The 23,706-nt window shown below is 38.6% G+C and carries 18 protein-coding genes; 6 read left to right on the forward strand and 12 right to left on the reverse strand.

The genetic code is table 11. From position 1 onward, the window contains the following. Nucleotides 1–37: 37 nt before the first annotated feature. Nucleotides 38–535, forward strand: a complete 498-nt coding sequence (locus AY601_RS10775) for an ankyrin repeat domain-containing protein (protein WP_068400484.1) — start codon at nucleotides 38–40, stop codon at nucleotides 533–535. 80 nt (nucleotides 536–615) lie between these two features. Here the strand turns inward: AY601_RS10775 and katE are convergent, their stop codons facing one another. Further along, a complete protein-coding gene (gene katE / locus AY601_RS10780; protein ID WP_068400485.1) occupies nucleotides 616–2,763 on the reverse strand; it encodes a catalase HPII in 2,148 nt (715 codons plus the stop codon). 224 nt (nucleotides 2,764–2,987) lie between these two features. Between katE and efp the strand changes: the two genes are divergently transcribed. Beyond that, nucleotides 2,988–3,548, forward strand: a complete 561-nt coding sequence (gene efp / locus AY601_RS10785) for an elongation factor P (protein ID WP_068400487.1) — start codon at nucleotides 2,988–2,990, stop codon at nucleotides 3,546–3,548. Nucleotides 3,549–3,620: 72 nt separating this feature from the next. Here efp and AY601_RS10790 read toward each other — a convergent pair whose 3' ends face one another. The 3 genes from AY601_RS10790 to AY601_RS10800 form a co-directional block, all read right to left on the reverse strand. Then, the gene (locus AY601_RS10790; RefSeq protein ID WP_068400488.1) at nucleotides 3,621–4,559 is read right to left on the reverse strand and encodes a carbohydrate kinase family protein; all 939 of its coding nucleotides are present in this window, start codon (nucleotides 4,557–4,559) and stop codon (nucleotides 3,621–3,623) included. 48 nt (nucleotides 4,560–4,607) lie between these two features. Then, nucleotides 4,608–5,630, reverse strand: a complete 1,023-nt coding sequence (locus AY601_RS10795; protein WP_068400492.1) for a LacI family DNA-binding transcriptional regulator — start codon at nucleotides 5,628–5,630, stop codon at nucleotides 4,608–4,610. Nucleotides 5,631–5,942: 312 nt separating this feature from the next. Beyond that, entirely contained in the window at nucleotides 5,943–6,644 is a 702-nt protein-coding gene (locus AY601_RS10800) for a toxin-antitoxin system YwqK family antitoxin (RefSeq protein ID WP_068400495.1), read from the reverse strand. Nucleotides 6,645–6,831: 187 nt separating this feature from the next. Between AY601_RS10800 and AY601_RS10805 the strand changes: the two genes are divergently transcribed. After that, nucleotides 6,832–8,208: an aspartate kinase gene (locus AY601_RS10805; protein ID WP_068400502.1), complete on the forward strand. Its 1,377-nt coding sequence runs from the start codon at nucleotides 6,832–6,834 to the stop codon at nucleotides 8,206–8,208. 48 nt (nucleotides 8,209–8,256) lie between these two features. Here the strand turns inward: AY601_RS10805 and AY601_RS26215 are convergent, their stop codons facing one another. Together AY601_RS26215 and AY601_RS10810 are read right to left on the reverse strand one after the other, a co-directional pair. Next, nucleotides 8,257–8,385: a hypothetical protein gene (locus AY601_RS26215; protein ID WP_257722241.1), complete on the reverse strand. Its 129-nt coding sequence runs from the start codon at nucleotides 8,383–8,385 to the stop codon at nucleotides 8,257–8,259. Nucleotides 8,386–8,655: 270 nt separating this feature from the next. Continuing rightward, nucleotides 8,656–10,257, reverse strand: coding sequence for a glycoside hydrolase family 71/99-like protein (locus tag AY601_RS10810; protein WP_157287854.1), 1,602 nt, complete (start codon nucleotides 10,255–10,257; stop codon nucleotides 8,656–8,658). 250 nt (nucleotides 10,258–10,507) lie between these two features. Between AY601_RS10810 and AY601_RS10815 the strand changes: the two genes are divergently transcribed. Both AY601_RS10815 and AY601_RS10820 read left to right on the forward strand, forming a co-directional pair. Then, complete coding sequence (locus AY601_RS10815; RefSeq protein ID WP_232324734.1) at nucleotides 10,508–12,106, forward strand: DUF6377 domain-containing protein; 1,599 nt, start codon at nucleotides 10,508–10,510, stop codon at nucleotides 12,104–12,106. A gap of 238 nt (nucleotides 12,107–12,344) precedes the next feature. Then, the gene (locus AY601_RS10820; RefSeq protein ID WP_068400514.1) at nucleotides 12,345–13,103 is read left to right on the forward strand and encodes a rhamnogalacturonan acetylesterase; all 759 of its coding nucleotides are present in this window, start codon (nucleotides 12,345–12,347) and stop codon (nucleotides 13,101–13,103) included. A 189-nt stretch (nucleotides 13,104–13,292) separates the two neighbouring features. Here the strand turns inward: AY601_RS10820 and AY601_RS10825 are convergent, their stop codons facing one another. Beyond that, nucleotides 13,293–14,717, reverse strand: a complete 1,425-nt coding sequence (locus tag AY601_RS10825) for a hypothetical protein (RefSeq protein WP_068400517.1) — start codon at nucleotides 14,715–14,717, stop codon at nucleotides 13,293–13,295. A 723-nt stretch (nucleotides 14,718–15,440) separates the two neighbouring features. Here AY601_RS10825 and AY601_RS10830 point away from each other — a divergent pair. Next, complete coding sequence (locus AY601_RS10830) at nucleotides 15,441–16,319, forward strand: Rpn family recombination-promoting nuclease/putative transposase (RefSeq protein WP_068400520.1); 879 nt, start codon at nucleotides 15,441–15,443, stop codon at nucleotides 16,317–16,319. Between the two features lie 119 nt (nucleotides 16,320–16,438). On the opposite strand, the gene AY601_RS10835 is transcribed toward AY601_RS10830, so the two are convergent. From AY601_RS10835 to AY601_RS10855, 5 genes are all read right to left on the reverse strand, one after another. After that, nucleotides 16,439–17,341: an NmrA family NAD(P)-binding protein gene (locus AY601_RS10835; RefSeq protein WP_068400524.1), complete on the reverse strand. Its 903-nt coding sequence runs from the start codon at nucleotides 17,339–17,341 to the stop codon at nucleotides 16,439–16,441. Nucleotides 17,342–17,467: 126 nt separating this feature from the next. Continuing rightward, nucleotides 17,468–17,884: a winged helix-turn-helix transcriptional regulator gene (locus tag AY601_RS10840; RefSeq protein ID WP_068400526.1), complete on the reverse strand. Its 417-nt coding sequence runs from the start codon at nucleotides 17,882–17,884 to the stop codon at nucleotides 17,468–17,470. Nucleotides 17,885–18,077: 193 nt separating this feature from the next. Next, complete coding sequence (locus tag AY601_RS10845; RefSeq protein ID WP_068400527.1) at nucleotides 18,078–19,235, reverse strand: aldose epimerase family protein; 1,158 nt, start codon at nucleotides 19,233–19,235, stop codon at nucleotides 18,078–18,080. A gap of 73 nt (nucleotides 19,236–19,308) precedes the next feature. Beyond that, on the reverse strand, nucleotides 19,309–21,801 hold the full coding sequence (locus AY601_RS10850) for a glutaminase family protein (protein ID WP_068400532.1): 2,493 nt from the start codon (nucleotides 21,799–21,801) through the stop codon (nucleotides 19,309–19,311). A 29-nt stretch (nucleotides 21,802–21,830) separates the two neighbouring features. Continuing rightward, the gene (locus AY601_RS10855) at nucleotides 21,831–23,672 is read right to left on the reverse strand and encodes a glycoside hydrolase family 2 protein (protein ID WP_232324735.1); all 1,842 of its coding nucleotides are present in this window, start codon (nucleotides 23,670–23,672) and stop codon (nucleotides 21,831–21,833) included. Nucleotides 23,673–23,706: the final 34 nt, after the last annotated feature.

Raw genomic sequence — 23,706 nt, forward strand, 5'->3', positions numbered from 1 at the left:
TATTACTCATTAATACGGAACTTAATCAGATCAACAAATGGATAATCAAACTAATACGCTTATCAATGCTGCAAGAACAGGTGACCTTGAGCAATTAAAAACATTGCTGCAAGACAATCCCGATTTAAATGGTCAGGATGAAAAGGGTTATTCCCCGCTTATTATCGCAGCTTATAATAACAAGTATGAGGCTGTAAAATTATTAGTGGATGCGGGTGCTGACGTGAATGCCCAGGATTTTGGTGGAAATACGGCGTTAATGGGCGTATCATTTAAGGGTTATCCTGATATTGCTGAGCTGTTGATTAACAATGGGGCCGATCTGAATCTTCAGCATGGAAATGGTGGAACTGCTTTGATGTTTGCAGCCATGTTCGGAAGGAATGAACTGGTCAGATTGCTGTTAAGTTATGGGGCGGATAAGACGATATTGGATTCCAGAGGTTTATCTGTTTTTGATCTGGCAGCGCAGCAGGGAAATGAGGCTGGGATTGCATTGCTGGAACAAGAAGACCTAAGTGGTCAAACAAATTGAGTTTAAAAACTGCTTTTAGTCTATATTAAAAAAGGCGTGATCAATAATATGACCACGCCTTTTTCATGCTTCAAAAGAAATTAAGCTGGTATCTTCCCTTTTTTCTCCCGTTCCCAGAAACGGTGTTGTTGTATTGCTTTTTCAAACTCTTTAGCTGTTTGGTTGAGCAATAATCCTTCAACCGATTCTTTTTCATCTTTAACAGGGATGTTAGAAAGCAGAATGAAATCCACACCTTCTTCATTAGCAGCGATAGCTTTGCAGTGTCTGAAAGCTTCTTCCACAAAATGAACTGCATCAGCTTCTGCCGTTAAGGCTTCAATTGATTTTTCACCGCCCGGTACATATACCGCATCAAATAAAACAGATGCAGTGGTCAGGAAAGTAAAATCTACTTTAACTAATTTCCCGGAATCATCTTTAATATGTCCGTCGTGAGTAGCCACGATTTTTGTTACTGCTCCAGCGGCTTCCAGTACTTTTTTATACGCATCAAGCTGGTTCCCATTTACACCGTCAGTAGCGAGAATAGCTATTTTCCTGGTTTTAATAGTGTCTTTCGGCGTATCTTTCATGCTCAGTGCTGCACTCGATTTCAACGTACTTTTCACAATTTTGGGTTCGTAACTTTGTTGATCGGCATCTGCAGGAACACCATGGTTAACTGGCTTTTCAGGGCCTGAAGGTACTTCCAAACCTAAACCATCGGCTACGCGTTTGGCAAGTGTAAGGTCTACTTGTGTTAAAATACCCACCATACGTTTTCTAATATCCTCAATTTCCACTTTCCCAAGTTCAAATTTTAATGCATCAACGAGGTGATTCTTTTCTGTTTCAGACTGACTGTTATAGAAAAGTGTAGCCTGAGAAAAATGATCAAAGAAACTATCACTGCGTGCCCTGATTTTTTTGGCATCAATTCTTTCCTGATAAGAGCTGAAACCACCTTCTGAAACCTTAGCCTGCAATGGTGAATTATCATTGATACTATTAGGCTGATAACTGGTACGTCCGGTATTGATCGTTTGACGCATGTGCCCGTCTCTTTGATTGTTGTGTACTGGTGAGACTGGCCTGTTAATTGGAATCTCATGAAAATTCGGGCCTCCTAACCTTGAAAGCTGCGTATCGGTATAAGAAAACAGACGCCCTTGTAAAAGCGGGTCATTGGTAAAATCAATACCCGGGACCAAATGACCAGGGTGAAAAGCAACTTGCTCTGTTTCTGCAAAAAAGTTATCAGGATTCCTGTTCAGCGTCATCTTTCCAATTCTTTGTACAGGTACCAACTCTTCTGGAACTAATTTAGTTGGATCAAGCAAGTCAAATTCGAATTTATGTTCATCTTCTTCCGGGATTACCTGAATCCCTAATTCCCATTCAGGAAATGCGCCTGCTTCAATGGCTTCCCAAAGGTCACGTCTGTGAAAATCCGGATCATTTCCTGAGATCTTCAAAGCTTCATTCCAGACTACTGAATGTACGCCAAGCAGTGGTTTCCAGTGGAATTTAACAAAGTGCGATTTTCCTTCTTCATTAATCAGGCGGAAAGTATGTACACCAAATCCCTCCATCATTCTGTAACTGCGTGGAATTGCACGGTCTGACATGAGCCACATAATCATATGGGACGATTCTGGCATCAGTGAAATGAAATCCCAAAAAGTATCATGCGCAGATGCTGCCTGTGGCATTTCATGGTGCGGCTCAGGTTTTACAGCATGGATAAGGTCTGGAAATTTAATCGCATCCTGAATAAAGAAAACAGGCATGTTGTTACCAACGAAATCATAAATACCTTCCTGCGTATAAAATTTAACAGAAAAACCCCTTACATCTCTGGCCAGGTCTGTAGAACCTCTGGAACCAGCAACAGTCGAAAATCTGACGAAAACAGGAGTTTGTATGGTCGTATCATTTAAAAATCCGGCCTTTGTATATTCTGCCTGAGATTTATACAATTCAAATACACCATGTGCGCCCGATCCTCTGGCATGTACAATACGCTCAGGAATTCTTTCATGGTCAAAATGAGTGATCTTTTCTCTGAGAATAAAGTCTTCCAGCAGTGTAGCCCCACGCTCACCTGCTTTCAATGAATTTTGATCATCGTTGACTTTTAATCCCTGATTAGTGGTCAGCAATTGACCTGACCCGTCTTCCCTATTGGTTTGAAGGTCTTCATTCTTTGAAATTACTTTCGATGGAGATACTGCTGGTTTTTTCATAATCCGATATTTTATCTTTAGTAGTTACACCCTTTTAAGGATAAGAGTCAACTCATTTTTAGTTGATTCGCAACCAGAACAAACCGTTTTATGAAATGTTTTAAATTAAAATATACTATTAAATGCGGCTTTTGTGAGTAAGAAAGGATAAGATGTTATGAATTGAACTATAAATACACAAAAAAAGCACATATATTTGAACTCAAATTTTACAACTATATTTTATGGCAAAGGCATCCGAAATCAAAGTAGGAAATATTTTACGTTTCAACGGCGAATTGGTAACAGTTACAGAAATCCTGCATCGTACACCAGGTAAAGGTGGAGCTTTCTACTTAGGAAAGTTTCGTAATATTAAAACCGGGAAAATTGTAGAGGCCCGTTTAGCAACTGACGAGCAGGTTGAAATTTGCCGCGTAGAAACTAGTGATTTCCAATATTTATATGAAGAAGGTGACTACTTTGTAGTGATGGATAATGTTACTTTTGAGCAATTCAGTGTGGCTAAAGCATTGTTCGGCCCAGCGGCTAAGTTTATCAAAGAAGGAATGGATGTTATCGTTTCTTTTGAAAGTGAAGAACCGATTATGGCTCAGGCACCAAACTTTGTTGAATTAGCAATTACTTATGCTGAACCAGCTGTTAAAGGAGATACTTCTTCTGGTGCATTAAAATATGCAACTACAGAAATTGGCTTTGAAATCAAAGTCCCTTTATTTGTAAATGAAGGTGATAAAGTAAAAATCGACACACGTACAGGTGAATACGTTGAACGTGTAAAATAAGGTAATTGTGCCATCCCATGGCTTATCATATTCTTTTGAATAAAAAAGCAGCTTATAAGCTGCTTTTTTATGTTATACAGGATTTGCCCAACGGGCAACACTCCACTCCTTTTTATAAGTTCTGATAAATTTATTCACATCTGCTATTTTGTAAGGAGGGCAAGCCCCCTCTTTTGTAGTGATGAAAGCGCTTAACCCTACTGCAAAATCTAAAGTATCATTAATGTATTCGTTTGATAATTTCATAGCCAGTAAGCCCGCTAAGAAAGAATCTCCGCTACCTACAGTATCTGCAACCTCAATTGCATAAGCCGACCAGTGATGTTCGGTTTGATCTCCATAGTAAGAAGCTCCTTTACTACCTTTTGTGACCACAATCTCCGGAATACTAAATTTGTTTCTAAGGAGTTCTATACGCGCCGTTTCTGTTTGACAATCCTGGCTGAACCAATCACTGATAATCGTTAATTCTTCCAGATTTAATTTAAGCAAATCCGTTTGATACAGCAGCGTCGAAATATAATCCGGATCATAATCGGGTGCACGCAGGTTAACATCCATCACTTTATAAGAAGCCAGTGCTAACAATTGTGCCAGCGTCGCTCTGCTGGTTTCACAGCGACCAGACAGACTTCCATAAACCAACGCATCGGCCTGTGCTACCAAACGGATATGCGGGTTTTCAAATGCGATATAATCCCAGGCAACTGGCTTCACAATCTCATAACGGACTTCATTATCCTGATCGGTAGTGACTTCCACAGTGGAAGTTTTATGTTCCTGATCCAACTGAACAAATGTAGTGTCTACACCTGAATCTTTCATCACCGCCAGGAGTTCTGTCCCATTCTGATCAGCACCAACGCTACTGATTAAATGACTGTTCACACCCAGAGTCTTTAAATGATAGGCTACATTCATGACTGCACCACCGGGCTTTTTACCAGAGGGAAAGTTGTCCCACAATACTTCCCCAAAACATACTACCTGAAGACTATTTTTCCTATTCATATCTTGTTAATATTGATCAATTATACTGATTAATTTGCCAGACCTTATTTAAATATATTTTTGAGATGATTTTTGAATGATCAGTTCTGCTTCGAGTGTAATGTTATTTGTACTCCGCTCCTGATTTCCGATGCTTTCAATTAATAATTTAACTGCTGCCTGCCCCAATTTGGCAAGTGGCTGCCGGATATAAGTGATCGGGCAATAAAATAGATTGTAGGCATTCGACTCATCAAAGCATACAATAGCTAAATCTTCAGGAATACGGATATTCAAACTCCGGATATGAATCAATCCTTCAATCGCTAAGTTATTGTTGCCAAAAAAGATTGCCTGGATTGGTTCCGGCTGGTTTAAAAGTTCATTGATAGCCTGATGAACTTCTGCAATCATATTTTTTTCCTCTACTTCTTTAAGATTTTTTCCTTCTTTTTTCTGGCCAGCCTGAGTAAGTGCCGCCTTATATCCTCTGGAACGCTCTGTCAAGTGGAAAAGATCTGCTTTTAAATTAATCATTCCGATTTCACTAAACCCTTGTTCCAACAAATGATTGGTAGCCTCAGCGGAGGCTTGAAAATTATTGATAGTTACGGTATTCACGTGCAGCTCCGGAAAATAGCGATCAATCAGAACAAATGGAATATCCTGTTTTTTAAGCGAACTTAAAAGCTCTTCTGAGCCCTCGGGGGCAGCAATAATAAAACCATCCACACGTCTGCTCATCAAAGTACGGATCAGGTCTTCTGACTTGTGAGCACTTTCATCGGCACTGCCAAAAATCACTGTATATTTATGTTTCTTTGCTTCATCTTCAATAATCCTGGCCAGGCTCGCAGCGAAAGGATTTGAAATATCAGCAAGAATTAAACCGATAGTCAGCGTTTTATTGATCTTTAGACTTTTAGCTACGTGGTTAGGCCGGTAACCCAATTCTTCAGCTAAGCTTTTAATCTTTTGCGCAGTGTCTTTATTGATTCTGTCTTCTAACTGGCCATTAAGAACATAGGATACCAATGCTGTTGAAACTCCCAATCGCTGGGCAATATCTTTCATTGAAACGTTCTTTTTCATTCGAATATATTTGTTTTTTCCTGAAGTATTTATTTCAAATACAGGTTTGGAACTGCTAATATTCTATTTAAACGTTTAAATCACAAATTATTTAACATATATTTTTCTTAAACCGGCGTGTCCTATTGATAGATTTCGGTTATTTATCGCCTTTTAAGACCTAATAAAGCGCTATTTAAGTATAATTATACTTTTTTTAACCTACTAAAACACCCTATTGTATTTTCCATACAATAGGGTGCAAATAGCTTATTTTCAGCATTAATTGTTTAAACGTTTAAACTAAACTTGAATTGTTTAATAAACGGCTGATCAGAGCTGTTTATTCTCCTGTTCCTGACCATCTATGAAAAAACGCGTAGCAGAAACTCTCATTGGATTAAATTCAAATTCGATCATGGTCCCGTTGTTGGGATTGCCATATAAATCAAAGACCAATTCTCCCAAAAGTTTCCCATCAGCACCATAATACTTAGCAGTACCTTCGTTTAAAAAGGACTCCTGCCGCATCCCTTTTGGATTACCATCATAGATAATCTGTTTAACGCGTTCCTCTTTTTCAAAAATGGTAATCAGATCATATACGGAAGGAACACCTTCTATTTCAGTCCCTTTATAGGTGTAAAGTGTAGCCGTTTGCTCTTCTCCGTTTTTGTATAGCGCATCTTGCCGCAGTCTTCCGTCTTCAAAGAATGTTTTCACCGAGCCATTTAAAACTCCATTTTTAAACACAGATGTTCCGCTGATTTTACCGTTTTCTCCGTAATATTTAACTTCTCCTTCAAATTTCTCTTCGGTTTTAGATAAGGAGTAGCCTGTAAATTGAGGCTTACCTGATTTGTAATAATCCTTGAAAAGATATTTTCCATTTACAGCTTTAGGCTCGGGCCTGTAATAGACCATATCTTCTTTAGCAACTGGAATCCAGTTTTCATCAAAGTATTGTGTTTTTACCTGTGCAAAGGTAGTAGTGAACGCGAATAGCAAAGCGAGCAAAATGGTATTCTTTTTCATCTGACAGCGATTTAATTAACCTTGTAAATTTATGAAAATAATTATTATGTAGCTTAAGGATGGTTTGAATAACCGTTTCCTTGATTCTATTGAACTGGGAGTAGAAAAACTATCAAAATAATCCTGTATTTTAGGCCGGAAACTAAACAAAAGAACCAGCACAATCCTGGTATAATTAATATATTAGATGTTAACAGTAGAAAAAATTGGCGGCACTTCTATGAGTGCCTTGCAGGATGTCATTAAAAATATAGTTCTATTTGAACGTACAGGTGATCAGTTATATAACAGGATATTTGTAGTATCAGCTTTCTCGGGTGTTACAGACTTGTTGCTTGAAAACAAGAAAACAGGAGCTCCGGGTGTCTATCACCGCATTGCTAAACACCAGAATTTCCATCGCCCGCTCAAAGATTTAATTGTCAAATTAAAAGCTATTAATAAAAAATACGTTGATCTGGGGTTAGATCTTGCTATTGCAGATCAGTTCATTGAAAATCATGTCAATCAGGCTCAGAAATATCTCGAGAATTTAGCGAATATCCTGGCTTCTGGTTATGTCAGTAAAGAAGGGATATTGCAAGCGGCACGTGAAATACTAGCTTCTATTGGGGAGAGCCATTCAGCATTTAACTTTACCAATATCCTGCAGAACATGAATATCAATACTGCACTGGTTGACCTGAGTGGTTTTAATGATCACCGCGCTTTTACGATTGATCAGCGGATCAAACATGCTTTTAAAGATATAGAACTCAAAAAGACACTCTGCATTGTGACCGGTTATGCGAAGGGTACTGAGGGGATTATGCGTGAGTTTGACAGAGGTTATTCTGAGGTTACTTTTAGTAAAATTGCCGAGTTTTTAAAACCTGCAGAAGCTATTATTCACAAGGAGTATCATTTGTCTACTGCCGATCCTGCGCTAGTAGGACTGGAAAACTGTACACCAGTTGGGTATACGAATTATGATATTGCTGATCAGCTGGCAGATGTAGGTATGGAAGCGATCCATCCAAAGGCTTCAAAACCACTGGAGGTTAGCGGTATCAATCTGCGGATTAAAAACACATTTGAACCATCCCATCCGGGTACATTAATTACCCGCGAGTTTGTTTGTGAACATAAACGCGTAGAGGTCATTACCGGAACGGATAAGTTATTAATGATTGATGTTTATGATCCTTCTATGGTTGGCAATGTTGGGAGTGATTTACAGATCATGCAGGCATTTTATGATCATAAGGTAAGTTATACTTTTAAAGCAACCAGCGCAAACAGTATTTCTATTGTAATATGGGCGCGCGACTTTAATAAAAAACTGATCAGTAAACTCGAAGATGATTTTGAGAAGGTTACGATAGAGAAAGTAGCTATGGTTTGCTTGCTGGGCACAAATATGGATCAGCCTGGCTTATTGGCTAAAAGCGCTAATGCATTAACCGAAAACAATATAAATATCAAAAGTGCAGGCTTTGCATTAAGAAAAGTAAATATTCAGTTTCTGATTGCACCAGAACAATTTAAACTAGCTATCATCGCCTTGAATAAAGCGATGAAGTAAAACTGGTAAAGACTAAAAAGTCTCTCCATAAGGAGAGACTTTTTAGTCTTAAGCTTCTTTTTCATCAAAAGAAACGATACCAAAATTCTTTTTGTTTAATTTTTTCAATTTACGTGGTATACGAACTACATCACCACCTTTTACAACTTTATCCTGTGCTTTTACTGCTTTACTCATGATTTCAATTTACTATTGTTCAGTCTTGAATTAGACATCCCGTTTCTATTTTCGGCAATTTAAACATATTCTGCCGCAATGCGACATTCTTCATTGATAAAAGGTATTAAATCAGCAAATGGTACTCCCATTTTTTGGTTAACATGTAAATTTATAGTATCCAGCGCTCTTTTCCAGCACATCTTTCTCTATCGTTAAAGGCGAAAGCATTTTGATCACTTTATCTTGAGCTATAATTTATTCCTATTCCTAAAGAATACTGTTAAAATATTAATTTATCGTCCACTGGCTGCTCTCAGCAGTAGCATTAATAGCCGTAGCCTGGGCAAACCCGCTCTTATTTTCTAAATTCAGATAAGTGTTTTTCCATTCACTTTTTATCCTTTTAAAGCCATTGTAATCTTCGATTACCCAATAACTGCTATAAAAAGTATCAGGGACTACAGAACTTTCTGCATAGCTGTACAAATGTTCAATATTCAGGTAATGATTGGTACTTACATTTTTAATCCTGGTATGCCCATTTACCTGTTCCAAAACCCATTTTGAACGGGCATCAGTATTAGCAGTACCATATTTAACCTGCCCATTTTCTTCAAACAGAAAAGTATTCAACCATTTATTTTTAATAGTGATACCTGTTCCTGTTGGCGGCGGTGTAGTTCCTCCTCCAATACTATTCAATAAGCCCTCAGCATTGCTAACCTGCTGCGCAGCAAAGTAACTAAAAACCTGGTTTAGTTGCTGCTGAACGCCAGAATTACCTCTATACTGTTTGCGATATTGATATAAACGATAAATCAATTCCAATTCATGCTGCCCATAAGACACGCCCAGTTTTTGCTGCATGATCGTCAAAAATCCGTAGCCGAATTCAGCAGTAGGCTCAATCATCGTTCCCTCTCCGTAATCATTCCAGGTTGCAAACTGAATAATCCCTACACTGGAAGCCAATGCCTTATCCAGCAAAGTTGAAAAAGTGCCAGTTCCATTATAGGCAATTTGCCAGGTAGGCCCATCAGCTCCACCAGCCTGATAAAAAGAATTGAAACCAGGATAAACCACACCGATTGAAATCGGGAAATTAGCAGCCTGTGCATAATAGTTATTCACCACGGTAGGATGGTCTTGATAAATCCATGGAAACTCTCCTCCGGCATTATTTGACCCCACCTGGTTTGTATTCCCATATAATGGAATCACCTTGGGTTTTGGATTAAGACCTGCAAGGATCTGGTCCCATTCTGAAGGCTGATGGAAAGTAATAGGGCCAAAGTTTAAAACTACAGGCACATTATTCACCTTCAAGTAATTACTCTGATTAAAATAATTATTCTGCATATAAACGAAATCACCATTTGCTCCGCTGGTTTGTCCGGCGTCCCAATTCCGGTCTTCATGCACAATACTGAATTGTAATCCAAGCGCATTTAATTTTGAAATCAGCGCGTTAGCGTTTGCCAGATTATCCGGATAATCATAACGTGCCCTTGTACCCGGCCAATCAATCATCACCCCATCAACACCCGAATACTTCATCAGTAATAACTGATATTCGATAATATCAGGATCTCCTGAGGCATATGGGCCTGTTTTCGGATAAGCATAAGCCGCAATCTGACGTTTACCGTTTGTGATTACATCCGGATTCTGCGTGTTCATTTTCCAATGATAACCCCAAGCCCCTCTTGAATCCGGCGTTTCAAACCAGGGCATCCAGTGCATAAAAATTTTCTTGGAGGTTGATTTTGAGATTGCATTCGCTGCAGTAAGCGATTTGGATGTACCCAGCTCCTCATGTTGCGGGGTCACTGACTTCTTACAGCCCAGGCAAGCGATGGCTATAAGTAAGTAAATAGTTAAGTGTTTCATAAGTAGAATATTTGGTTATCTGCCCTACGCTTTGTGCATCGGGTATTTCTACAAATGACAGCAGTATATTCAGCTAATTAAAGCAATCTCAGTTCTGGGAGAAATAATATAAACTCATTTTCGCAAACAAAACACACAACAAACTAACAGACAACTATTTAAGAAAACAAAAATACGAATACCTTTCAGAAGAATATAAACCAGAATTTAATTAGTAGCTTAATTAAGTTCAAAATTCCATTCAAATACTATGAAATTCCTGGTGCTTAATCTTCTCTTGTTATTTATCGGTTGTCTTAACTGTACCGCCCAATCTCCTATAAGGGAGCTGGAAAAACTTAAACTTGTTTTAAAAGAAAAATCAAAGCTGGATGCTCAAAAACACAGGCGTATAGATTTCCTGAAAGCTTCACTGGCACAAAAGGACTTGAATTTAAAGGATGAATATCTTATTTACCTGAAATTATATAACGAATATAAATCTTTCCAGTACGACAAAGCATTTTATTACGCCCATCAGTTACAACGGATCAGTGGCCAACTAAAAGATCCAGCCAAAATTGCTTATGCTAAATTAAAGCTGGGCTTCATCTTACTTTCTTCAGGAATGTTTAAAGAGACATTCGATTCCTTAAGCACCTTAAAAATCAAGCACCTTCCTGATTCGGTAAAAAGAGAATATTATTTGCTGAATGCCAGAACTTATTATGATCTGGCAGATTTTGATCAGGATGATTATTACACCAGGATCTATACGACAAAAGCCAGCTTTTATGTAGACTCAGCGCTTAAACTCTGCGATATCCATTCTTTTGAATACTCCTATTATAGCGGATTGAAATTAATTAAAGTTGGTGATCTTGGACATGCTATCCCTAAGCTCAAATCACTGATCAACAGCAAACGGCTATCTTACCATCAATATGCTATCACAGCCTCTACTTTAAGTGATATATATATTCGGCATCAGCAAAACCATATTGCTGTAAGACTGCTTATTAATGCTTCTATCGCTGACATAAAATCAGCTACAAAAGAAGCTGCGGCGATGTTAAATTTAGCACAGCTATTAAATAAAAATAACAATACAGAAGATGCTTATCTTTTTATCAAAGCAGCCATGGATGATGCAGTTAATTATGGCGCGAGACAGCGGAAAGTACAAGTAAGCGCTATTTTACTGGTCATTGCCAGTGCCAAAATCTTAAGGGAGCAGGAGCAAAAACAAATGTTGTTTTTTTACTCCGCACTGCTGACTATCTTATCGATCATAATTATTGTTTTTGCCATTATCGTTTACAAACAACTCAAAAGGATCAAAGCAGCTGACAAACTGGTTTTAGAGGCAAATGCAAGACTGAGAAATACGATAGAAAAGCTGAACGAGGCAGAAAAGATCAAAGAAGAATATATAGGATACTATCTTCATATCATTTCTGATTACCTGAATAAACTGGAAAAGATTAAAAGTTCCATTACACAAAGGCTTACGACCAAAAAATTTGATGAAATCAAGGTATTGGTAGGCAATATCAATCTAAAAAAAGAACGCGAAGAATTATTCAGCAACTTTGATAAAGCATTCCTAAAACTCTTCCCGAACTTCCTTACTGAATTCAATACCCTTTTCCCGGTTGAATATCAGGTCAGACTGCTCCCCCATCAGTTATTAAACACAGATTTAAGAATATTTGCCCTTATTCGTTTGGGCGTGAATGACCCGGATAAACTGGCCCGTATACTGGAATATTCGCTAAATACAATTTATAATTACCGGACAAGGATTAAGAATAAATCGAATAATCCAGAAGGATTTGAGGTTGCTATTTTGAATATAAGGGCTATATAAATTGATCAGAACATCAGTTCGATTCCACTCCTTACGTCTAAGCAGCAGCGAGCTGATCTGGCTTATGCTTTTTTCCATGTATTATTACATTTGATTCTTAAAGGTTATCTCTCAGATAACCTTTAAATAAATCCATTTGGCAACGATTGCACATTTTTAAGATCCACATCTTTCGATTACCCTGTCTGCTAATCGTAATTTCATTTTCTGAAACCTAATATTTAGCAACTTAAACTGTATGAAAAGATTACTACAGCCCATAATTTATCTGCTGACCATTACTTCGTTAATGTTAATGATGTCTTTTTACTGGCCTGCTAAAAACATCACTATTTATCTTGCAGGGGATTCGACAATGTCTGAAAAAAATATAAGAACCTATCCTGAAACTGGCTGGGGTATGCCTTTTGCGTTATTCTTTGATTCCACGGTTACCGTAAAAAATATCGCCAAAAATGGCAGAAGCACTAAAACTTTCATCACTGAAGGTTTATGGAAGCAAATTACAAATCAGTTAAAAGCAGATGATTATGTATTTATTCAATTTGGGCATAACGATGAATCGCCAACAAAAGCCAGCTATACCCCTGAAGCGGCTTATAAAAATAACCTGCGGCTGTTTATTAAAGAAACAAGGGAAAAAAATGCAATTCCAATATTAATTACGCCTGTATCTCGACGTAGATTTAATGCCGCTGGCCAAATTGAAGAAACCCATGAAGTTTATTCTGGATTAGTACGCACTGTTGCACAAGAACAAAACGTAAAGTTAATTGATCTTGACAATGAAAGCCGGGCACTATTTCAGGAATTAGGTCCAGAGAATTCAAAAATGCTTTTTAATCAGTTAAAAGCTGGAGAGAACCCCAATTACCCGGAAGGAAAAACGGATAATACACACTTCAACGAAATGGGTGCCCGTAAGATTGCAGAAATTATCTTACGTGAAATCAAAAAACAGAAGCTAAGTTTGGCAGACCGGATTTATAAAAAATAGCCACCCCAGAAAGAGGCAGCTATAAGAGAGACGCTATTTAAAATTTTAAGACCAGATTGTACCGGTTTGACTGTTGCTCAGCCATGGTTTACCCCTGCAACTTGTCCCTGGATGCGCTTTAAGACAAGCTTTCACAAATGCAGCACCAATTGCATGACTTTTTAGTTTTTCTGAACATTGGAAATTACTTTAAACAGCCCCCGGATAACTGGTTTCTGCACCAAGAACCCATGCTCTTGAACTTTCGTTCGTACCAGCAACCTTATCAGCAGGAGGATCCAATTTGATAGTCACTGTTGAGGATGAACTGCTTGAACTGGCGGCGTGCAAATAAGCAGACTCAGATCCACCGCCTAAAGGTATGCCAAGGAATGAAACCCCTAAAGAAACTGTTTGTTCAATAGTTTTTTCAATGTTCTCATAAGATTCACTATGTACAGTGATTTCAATAGATGGATAATTACTAATCGCAACTCCTGTTAAAAAGCTGAAAGGACCGCCTTCAGAGAAATCAATATTAGGTTTCGGAGAGAATACAAAACCTGAAACATCTGTAGAACCATTTCTGATCGCATCAGTGATCGGGTTCATCCATGACCAATTTAAACCAGTAGCGATATTAAATAAAGCAGGGCCATAATTAACCAGGGTAACACCGGTAAAAGTCATACTCACGCTAATCGTATTCGAAGAAGCCGCAATAATATCTGAAAAATAATTCTCGCTCGCATCTACTGATAAAGTGAGAAAAGAAGCAATAGGAATTTCAAAACTTGCCCCACCTTCAATACTTATTTTCACTTCAATGTCACTGGAACGGGTAACGGTCATGTTTAACTCAATCTTATTATTGGTTGCACTTAAACCATTAATGATATCGGATAATGGCGTACTTACAGCATAAGCTGGGTTATAAGTAGTAGCACTATTATCTAATAACATCCCACCGTTAGCAGCAGCAGCATTCTGTACATTATGTAATGCTGTGCTCAAATACCCGGTGTTCATTGTGATTGCATTTTGCAAAGAGATACTGCCGCCCAGTGCAATCAGATAATTGGCGAGAGCCGGTAATACAGGCTGACCACTTGCCGGTGTATGATTTAACAATTGAAATAAATTTTCAGCTCTTTGAGCCATATAAAGATCGATAGCAGGTACTGCCCAGGTTGTTGCAATAGTACTCATAATAATATCTATTGGCCGTTGTTTACTCGTTGCTGCTACCGGACCATAAATGACTGTCCAAATATTCAAGAGTTCCATTTGCTGATTGGCTGCCTCTAGCTGTGCGCTGTTAAGTATTGCCTGATCTGCATTTGACAGCCTATAAGTTACGTTGGCTAATGCTTCAGTATAAATATGAACAAATGGCTCGCCAAGTGTCACAGGAGTTGCATCTGCTGTTAAAGCATTACTGATCCATCCATAAGTCGTTGCATTGAATTGCAGATTATCAGGATTCAGGTAGTAATAAGGAAAGTTTCCTAAAGCGGTTACGCCAAAATCTGTTAAAGGCTCTTTTAATACGGATGATAAAAGTGCTGAAGCCTGTTCTTTTAAAGAATCGATAATTTCTGATGCTGCTGAAGCAACGTTTAATTCGGTATTCATGGTCGTAAAGTTTTTAAAGGAGCTGTTTACCTACTCTGTTAAGGCTTTTCGGTTTCTGCCTTTATCGTTTTAAATCAGTCAGGGTCAGAATTTCTTTCCTGTTCAGGGAAATAATGGAGGCAAATTGTCCCATTGTAATATTTGATTTAGATTAAAATACCTACTCTTTTATGGCTTTTCAGTTTATGCCTTATTGTTATTGAGAATGGCTAATTTATTCCAAAAAAATGAGTTGTAACGAGATAGAAATACCCGATTATTTAGGGTGTTTTCGCCTTTTTATCTTTAACTGTTTTTCAGTATAAAAGACAAGGTTTCGTGCGTATGAGATTAAACGCTGATCGCTTTGATGACATCATTGACAATCCTTACCGTTTGGTATAAGGGGATAAGCTCTTCCAGGAGTGGTGGAAAAGCAATGAGCTGATCTTAATAAGATGGTCGTAAAAACCTCTTCAACAACCATATTCTACTGTTTTTAAGAATTAAATATATGCAGATCAAATATTTACAACAGGAAAAAACACAACTAAAATCAACTTTTAGAACTAGATTTTGGCTATAGATAAAAAATAATATATTAAAAAGAGCCCGTTCATGGTTTATGATATAAACTATTTTCTTTGGCTATTTTTACTATTTAAGATTATTTATTCACAAAAACGATATTTATTACCTTTTATATATAAAATGGGAGTAGCTTGACCTAAATCATTAAGAATTATGTCAGCTAATACAAATAAATACATTGATCCATTATCAGATTTTGGATTCAAACATCTTTTCGGCGGTGAACCTAATAAAGAGATTATGATTGCCTTTTTAAACGCCTTGTTTGAGGGGGAAAAATACATTACCGATCTTATCTACAATCCAACTGAACTTGCCGGGGATGACAGTAAGCATAAAAAGGTCAGTTTCGATTTGTTGTGTACCGGAGACAAAGGCGAGCAATTCATTGTAGAAATGCAGCGGGCAGATCATGATAATTTTGAGGACCGCTGTATTTTTTACCTGAGCAGGCTGATCCATCAGCAAAAGCTAAAAAGTAACCGGCACTGGGAAGTAAAATTGAAAGAAGTTTTCCTGGTTGCAATCCTGGATTTTAACATGAAAAATTGCCTGAGTGACCATTATTTGCAAAGTATTTCACTGGTCAATACCGGTACAGGTAAAATATTCCACAATGGACTGGGATTTAAGTTTTTGGAACTGCCTAAATTTGACAAGAAAGAAGATGAACTGGAAAATGAGCTGGACAAATGGGTGTATATGCTTAAACACATGCACAGCCTGGATCAGATTCCTAAGTATCTGGATAAACGTGTTTTTGAAAAAATATTTAATATCGCTGAAATGGGCAGACTATCACCAGAACAACAATTTGTATATGATTCGATTTTACAGCGGGAAGAAGACGATTACAGCCGGCTTAAATCTGCAGAACGCAGAGGAATAAAGGAAGGGATAGAAAAGGGTTTAGAAAAAGGTAAACATGAAACTGCGCTGGCCATCGCAAGAAAAATGAAGGAAGAGAATTTTGATAATGATAAAATTGCCGGTTTTACTACACTTTCAATTGAAGAAATAGAAAGCCTGTAAATTGAAGAAGGCTGAGTCAATATGAAGTGCCTCCAAATAGCGTCTAACCATTTGGAAGTACTTCATATTGACTCAGCCTCTTATCAAGAGGCTATAATACGGTTTTTATTTTTCACACCTCACTCCTGCAACCGGTCATAGGCCGGTACAAAAGATTCTTCCAGGAAATTCTCAAAAGAAGTTGAGGTTGTAGATGCTATTGTCCGTTTTTGCGAGGTAGTGATATGTTTGCTATTTATACCAATAACGACCTCCTCCATTAATGCGACAACATTTGCCGAAAATCCAGCAGCTATCAAATCTGATTTAAATCCCTGAATTGTATTTTGCTGATAAACCAACCCGGGTTTTCCAATTGCATTGCCAATCATTGCTGTTGCTTCACGTATACTCAAATCACGCTGACCATGCAATTCCTGCACAAGTTTCCCTTTAAAAGTAAGGTTAATCAAAGCCTTCGCAGCCATATATCCAACATCTTTAGTCGCGATAAATGGCAAAAGTATATTCTGATCAAAAGGCCCTGAAACCTTTCCATTTTTCAGAATAGATGGCAGATAAGAAAGCGTATTTTCCATAAAATAACCAGCTCTTAAATGAAGTAGATTTTGAATAGACAACGTATTCATGACTTGTTCCATTTGATGTAAACCAAGAACAGGACCGGAACCACTTTCCAGATCAGCACCCCAGCTACTTAATGTAACGGCATACTCGAGAGGATTTGCTGTAATGGCCTGCGCAATAGCATCCGTAACCTGGGCCTGATATCCCGTAAAATCAGCACTGTCAGCAATGTAATTTGGCTGAAGCATTATCCAGGCAGCCTTTGCGCCTTTAAAAGCCTGAATTAAAGCTTGCGCATCGGTAGGCCCGGCAACGAAAGCTTCTGCTCCCCTGTTAAGGAAAGGGGCCATTTTTTCTAAACTCCGGCCAATCACCCTAACCTTTTTTCCTGCGTCTAACAATTGATGTGCAACAACACTTCCAGTGTTGCTGGTAGAACCTGTAACTATATACATATGCTTTTAAATTTTTCTCAAACCTATAAAGTATAGTATTGAAAAAAGATAAGGCACCTGCTGGCTCCCTACTAACCATCAGGATACAATCCTGACAATCAACCAGTTTAATTATCCTTATTAGATTTAGATTACAATTGGTTTTTTAGCTTTCTCATCAAAAACACTACGTGCCATTTTGAAATCGTCCGACTGATCCAGTACCCATGTCCATAGCGGAAGAATCTGGATTAGCAATCCACGCCCCAATTCAGTCAGTTCATATTCCACCCTTGGCGGAACTTCCAGGAACATAGTTCTGGTAATTAACCCATCTCTTTCCAGATCCCGAAGACTTTTCGTTAGCATTTTCTGACTTATTCCTTTCACCTGCTCCTGCAAACGGGAGAAACGGAGCTTACCATTAACGCCAAGCATCTGGATAATCAAAAGCGACCAGGTATTACCTAAATGGCCTAAAACATCTCTTTTAAGGCCATCTTCTTCTGCTGAAAGGGCATCACAAATGGCCTGTGATGCTTTAATAATTTCGGTATCGGTCATGTATTATTCGTCTGATTTTACAAATTAATCAAATAATCATCATTTCCCCGATATACTTATGGATAAATAACAATCCTTCAAAACACATAAAATGCCCCAATGTTAGCTGAACTGTCTACATAAGGTGTCTAACATTTTGTGGCAGTCCAGGACAAACCTGGGGCATTCTATGGCATAAAAAGTAATTTATATTTTAAAGACCCGAAAACTTATAAATTGAACTCGTTTTATAAGTTTGTCCGGGCTTAAGTACCGTCGAAGGAAAAGCAGCCTGATTAGGAGAATCCGGAAAATGCTGTGTTTCCAATGCTATTGCCGTTCTAAAATCATCTCTTGAACCACCTTTAAAGGTATTTTTACCTTGCATGAAGTTACCGCTATAAAACTGCAATCCAGGTTCAGTGGTATAAACATCCATGACAATACCTGATTTATCTCCTCTGACAGTAGCTGCATGGAACATGCCCATTCCTTTCGTTTTATTCAACACAAAGTTATGGTCATAACCTTTACCATAATCTAACTGCTGGTTTTTGTCATTAATCCTTGAACCTATAGTTAATGATTTAGAGAAATCAAACGGAGTTCCAGCCACCTTTTCGATCTTACCAGTGGGGATCAAAGTAGAATCAACAGGGGTATATCCATCTGCATAAATCTGTAACTGATGGCCTAAAATCGTACCGCTTCCTTCTCCATTCAGGTTAAAGAAAGCATGGTTGGTTAAATTCACTACAGTTGGTTGATCAGTTGTAGCCACATAATCCATTTTCAATTCATTTTCCTCTGTTAATGTATAAGTTACCGTAACAGCTAAATTACCCGGAAACCCCTCTTCCATATCTTTTGATATATATTTAAATTCCACCTGATGTGCATCCGGTTGCTTTGCATCCCAAACTACAGATTGATAGCCCTTTTTACCACCATGCAAAGTATTCTGACCATTGTTAGTAAATAAAGTATAGGACTTACCGTCCAAACTAAATTTACCCTTGGCAATCCGGTTACCATAACGTCCGATTGTTGCTCCGAAATAAGGTTCTGTAGACTTTTCATACGCATTCACACTATTAAAACCGACCACTACATCTGTTAATTTTCCTGATTTATCCGGAATCAGCAAACTAACCAGCCGCCCGCCATAATTGGTAAATACAGCTTCTGCGTTTTTAGAATTCTTCAGGATATAAAGCCCAGTTTCCCGGCCATCTGTAGTCCTTTTAAAAGAATCTGCAGCAAGCTTAACCGTTTGCGCGCTATCTGATACCTGCGTTGATTTAGTTTCTGAATTACAGGAAGCAAAAGCTGTCCCTGCAATTGCTAAAATAGTGATGTAATTAACCTTCATATGCTTCTATAATCAATTGGAAGTCTTGCCTGACAATCCATCAGGACAAGACGCACCAAACCAAATTTAACTTTTATTTACCATGTAGCTTATAGTCCAGCAATTTCATCGCATAGCCCGCTACTACACTTCGCGCCTGGAAGCCCACCTGTTTACCATCCGTTGTTTCATGCCAGTCGTTTAGCGGAACTCTGCTTGGCGTTTCTATCGCAAACTTATATATCGGATCTATAAACTTTTCAAAATCAGCACGGTTATCCGTCAACGTTGCTGTCCACATAATCCAATCTGATTTGGTATAACTGCGGCGGCTATCCAGTGGCAAACCAAAAGCATTTTGCTTGGTCAGATAATACTTAATTTCTTTTTTGAAAACCTCCTTTGGAAAGATATCCATATCCAGTACTTTATCCCAAACCATGTTATATTTCTGGCTCCACGTATTTTTCTGATCAAAAGTTAATGCATAATGATCTCCATCGTTTGCCATTTCCATCCATTTAACCGACATCTGTTTAGCCATCTGTTTATATTTCACGGCCTCAGCTTTCATTCCAAGTTTATCCGCAAGCATTCCATATCCACCCAGCGCAACAATTGCTTTAACGGATAAGTTAGCATTGCGCGCCATATGGCCGGCAAAATCATCTGTACAAAGCTGATTAGCCGGATCAAATCCTTCTTTACTCAAGTAATCTGCCCAAATAGAAAGTGTTTTCCAATGTTTTTTAGCATAATCTGCATTGCCCTCCACCCTGGCGATTGCTGCAGCCAGAATAATCATATTACCAGCTTCTTCAACCGGCATATCTTCTCCGTAAGTCTGTCCGTTGGCTAAAGGATAAGTTCCCAGATCGTGCGCAGGAAACGGTTTTTTCCATTTGCCACTTTCACTATAATAAAAGATCCCGTTTAACATCCCTTTTAGTAAATCAGGGTTATACACAAGAAATAGTGGTGCCGAAGGATAAGTTATATCCACCGTATTGATAGAACCATTACTAAAGTTTTCTTTAGAAAGAAAAAGAAGTTCTCCTTGCGGACTTTCTACCAATTTATGCGCAGAGATGGCCTGACGGTAAGAAAGATCTAAAAGATCAGCATATTTTGCTCCCCCTGCTTTGAGATTATCGGCATGAAACCTTTGATCAAAATCATTACTTTTTTTCAATACAGTTGTGTATTCTGTATTTGCCATTTCCAGTTGCTTTTCTATCGTCTGGTCATTTTTCCGGTTCCACCAGGGTTTTAAATTCTGACCAAAATATTGAACGGAATACAAATCATCATAACCTATTAAAATATGTTTTTCAACTGCCGATGCCCCTACCTGATTAAAAGGCAGCACCGTAGAGAGCACTAGTTTTTTCCCATCCATACTGGTCTTCCCTGTTGTTTTACCTGTTGTAAATGCAGTTAAAGCTTCCTCAGCAGCGCCAGTGTACTGCTTTGCCTGGGCGTTCTGTGGAGCAGCGACATATAAATACCCCCAATCAATACGAACATCGTCACCTTTCTTTTTCAATATGGCCTGCTCTTTTGTACCCGCTTTCAAAACTGACAATTGCCCTGTTTTATACTGTTTAGCAGTCACTTCCTGAAATTCTGTATTGACCACTAACCCGGTGCTTGCTCCAAAATAAACTTCAGCATTATGCTTTTTACCATCTTTAGCTTTCACCTTAAAGGATACATAAGAAACCGGACGGGACAATAGATTCAAATCATTCATTAGCAGTGGTGAAGTAAAGTCCACATCCAGATTTACCTTACCACATTCAAAACTATAAGAAGTTTGAGTTGCAGTGATTCCAACCTTAGTTTGTTTAGCCAGCAAAACAGTTGAATTGCCCGCAACAGGTTTATCGTATACCAGCCCTGCATCCAGCCATTGACCACCCACATTATTTTTAACATGTACCGCTAATAGATTTTGTCCTTTTTTCAAAAGCTTAGTATCTACCGGCACATAAATAAACTTACCATTGAAACACTCACAGGCAAAAATCCGGGTTCCGTTTAAATAGACCTCGGCATCATCATCATTCATCAATTTAAGTTTCAAACCTTTAAAATCTGTTTGTTCCAAATTAAATGTCCTGCGCATCCAAAGGTCTTTAGTTCTCCATTGCGTGGTTGCAGCACCGTCTCCAAAAGGAGCTGTTCCGGTTTTCCAGCTGGTTTCTGTAAACCCTGCCTGATTCCAACCCTTTTCAGGCTCAGATTCTACATATTTTGCAGTATATACTTTTTCATCAGAAGCAGGCAGTAACGTCTGGTAGCTTTCCTCCTGTCCACCCAAAAAGCGGTAAACCTGTCCATCTACTTTTAACAAACCTGTCAGTGACTGATTTGCTCCGGTCCAGTGTTTGGTCGCTGAAGTATTTAATCCGTCTGTAAATGACCAGACACTAAAATAAGGATCGTGCGTAAGCAATGGATATGCCGGAGCAATACGCTGCTGCTGAACTGAAGAATGTTGCTGCTGAACTGAAGAGTGCTGTTGCTGGGCTGAAGCTTTGAGCAGCAAACCCGCTAAAGCTAAAGAGATAAATAATCGTTTCATGCTATGTATATTGTGTTAAAATGCTATAATTAAGGAGCAGGTATCAAATAAAGTTTACCGTTAACGCGTTTCAAATCTTCTACTGGCATCTTAATTACTTTCCTATCGTAAGTCATGAAGCCATTTATTTCACCTTCTACGTCAGTTGTCTGCGTATATACCGCAGCCGACAGCCCTAATGGGATTAATTCCTCTATCCTTTTAGTGAAAGCTGCATATTTGGCAAACAGCTCACCAGGAGTTTTGAAAGACTGATAACCCCAGTTATTTTTTTGCTGCCAGGTATGTCCATCAACTGGTAAACCCAATCCACCGAACTCACCCAAAACAAGGATATGATCCTTACCAAATAAATCTGGTCTTGGCATAGCCGGATGCGGATAATTGTGCAGATCGACCATATGTCCAGTGATATAAAAATTACCGCCGCTTGCACTATTGACTAAACGGGAAGGATCTTTTTTCATCGTCCATTCTGTAATTTCAACAGTTTTAAATTGTCCCCAGGCTTCATTAAACGGCACCCAAACCACAATTGAAGGGAAATTATGTAAGCTGTTCATGATCGCATCCCATTCTTTACGGTAATATCCTTCAGATTCAGCTGTTCTGTTTTTGTCTGTAGCACGATCTAATACTCCAGGATTGTTTTCCCATCCATTGCCCAGATCGCCACTTGGCATATCCTGCCACAATAACATTCCAACTTTGTCACAATAGTTGTAATACCTTGCCGGCTCCACTTTAATATGTTTGCGGATCATGTTAAACCCCATTTTTTTGAGTTCGTCAATATCGTATACCATCGCCTCTTCTGTAGGTGCTGTATATAAACCATCCGGCCACCAACCCTGATCCAGCGGGCCATATTGAAATACAAATTTGTTGTTCAGCAACATCCGTTGAATACCTTTGGAATCCGGCCCCATAGAAATTTTACGCATAGCGAAATAGCTTTTTATTTCATCTACAGGCTTCCCATTTCGCAGCAGCGTGATCTTCAGTTCATATAAAAACGGATGTTCCGGAGACCATAACTTTTCATTTTTAACCGGAATCTCAACTGTAGCATTCACAGCGACCTTTTCCTCGGCAACTACAGTAATACCATCTAATATACTGATTTTCAACTGATCACCAGGCTGACTATTTTGAACTGCCGCACTTACAGAAATATGGTGTGCATCAATATCGGGTGTTTGTCTGGTAGATAGAATATAAGATTTTGGCACAGCTTCCAACCAAACCGTTTGCCAGATGCCCGTTACCGGAGTATACCAGATATTTTCAGGCTTTTTCACCTGCTTACCCCTTGGTTGAGGCCCCTGATCGGTTGGATCCCATACCCGCACTTTAATTTCCTGCTTATTCCCTTTTTTGAGCAATGAGGTAATATTCAAAGAAAAAGGATCAAACCCGCCTTCATGTTTACCTGCACTTTTGCCGTTGACAAAAATCTCTGCCTGCCAGTCAACTGCTCCAAAATGCAGTAACACATCTTTACCGTTCACTGCTACCGGCATTGTAATCGTATTTTTATACCACAATACACTGTCTTTACCTACGGTTTTACCAACTCCCGATAAAGCCGATTCTATAGCAAATGGCACCAGGATATTGCCCTGATATTTAGCAGGTTCTTGCTGGTCTTTTGGTATAATCGCATATTCCCAAAGCCCGTTCAGGTTTTTCCAGTTATCATTACGCACAAGCTGCGGTCTCGGATATTCCGGCAAAGGGGCAGCTGGGTTTACCTTTTCTGCCCATGGAGAAACAATTTTGTCTTTTATTAAAGCCCATTTTGCCTGCTGTGCATTTGCAGAATAGCTTAATATTAAAAGCATTGTTCCCGTTAGAATTTTCTTCATCATCTTATTAATTTATGGTTACAATTGGTATTTCGTA

The sequence above is a fragment of the Pedobacter cryoconitis genome, from assembly GCF_001590605.1.
GTDB classification, from domain to species: domain Bacteria; phylum Bacteroidota; class Bacteroidia; order Sphingobacteriales; family Sphingobacteriaceae; genus Pedobacter; species Pedobacter cryoconitis_A.

Excerpts from the sequence above, each read along its gene's own strand:
- efp (WP_068400487.1), top strand. The coding sequence starts at position 2,988 with ATGGCAAAGGCATCCGAAATCAAAGTAGGAAATATTTTACGTTTCAAC.
- AY601_RS10795 (WP_068400492.1), bottom strand. The coding sequence starts at position 5,630 with ATGAAAAAGAACGTTTCAATGAAAGATATTGCCCAGCGATTGGGAGTT.
- AY601_RS26215 (WP_257722241.1), bottom strand. The coding sequence starts at position 8,385 with ATGAGTAAAGCAGTAAAAGCACAGGATAAAGTTGTAAAAGGTGGTGAT.
- AY601_RS10815 (WP_232324734.1), top strand. The coding sequence starts at position 10,508 with ATGAAATTCCTGGTGCTTAATCTTCTCTTGTTATTTATCGGTTGTCTT.
- AY601_RS10835 (WP_068400524.1), bottom strand. The coding sequence starts at position 17,341 with ATGTATATAGTTACAGGTTCTACCAGCAACACTGGAAGTGTTGTTGCA.
- AY601_RS10855 (WP_232324735.1), bottom strand. The coding sequence starts at position 23,672 with ATGATGAAGAAAATTCTAACGGGAACAATGCTTTTAATATTAAGCTAT.
- AY601_RS10790 (WP_068400488.1), bottom strand. The coding sequence starts at position 4,559 with ATGAATAGGAAAAATAGTCTTCAGGTAGTATGTTTTGGGGAAGTATTG.
- AY601_RS10830 (WP_068400520.1), top strand. The coding sequence starts at position 15,441 with ATGTCAGCTAATACAAATAAATACATTGATCCATTATCAGATTTTGGA.
- AY601_RS10810 (WP_157287854.1), bottom strand. The coding sequence starts at position 10,257 with ATGAAACACTTAACTATTTACTTACTTATAGCCATCGCTTGCCTGGGC.
- AY601_RS10800 (WP_068400495.1), bottom strand. The coding sequence starts at position 6,644 with ATGAAAAAGAATACCATTTTGCTCGCTTTGCTATTCGCGTTCACTACT.
- AY601_RS10805 (WP_068400502.1), top strand. The coding sequence starts at position 6,832 with ATGTTAACAGTAGAAAAAATTGGCGGCACTTCTATGAGTGCCTTGCAG.
- AY601_RS10845 (WP_068400527.1), bottom strand. The coding sequence starts at position 19,235 with ATGAAGGTTAATTACATCACTATTTTAGCAATTGCAGGGACAGCTTTT.
- AY601_RS10820 (WP_068400514.1), top strand. The coding sequence starts at position 12,345 with ATGAAAAGATTACTACAGCCCATAATTTATCTGCTGACCATTACTTCG.
- AY601_RS10825 (WP_068400517.1), bottom strand. The coding sequence starts at position 14,717 with ATGAATACCGAATTAAACGTTGCTTCAGCAGCATCAGAAATTATCGAT.
- katE (WP_068400485.1), bottom strand. The coding sequence starts at position 2,763 with ATGAAAAAACCAGCAGTATCTCCATCGAAAGTAATTTCAAAGAATGAA.
- AY601_RS10840 (WP_068400526.1), bottom strand. The coding sequence starts at position 17,884 with ATGACCGATACCGAAATTATTAAAGCATCACAGGCCATTTGTGATGCC.
- AY601_RS10775 (WP_068400484.1), top strand. The coding sequence starts at position 38 with ATGGATAATCAAACTAATACGCTTATCAATGCTGCAAGAACAGGTGAC.
- AY601_RS10850 (WP_068400532.1), bottom strand. The coding sequence starts at position 21,801 with ATGAAACGATTATTTATCTCTTTAGCTTTAGCGGGTTTGCTGCTCAAA.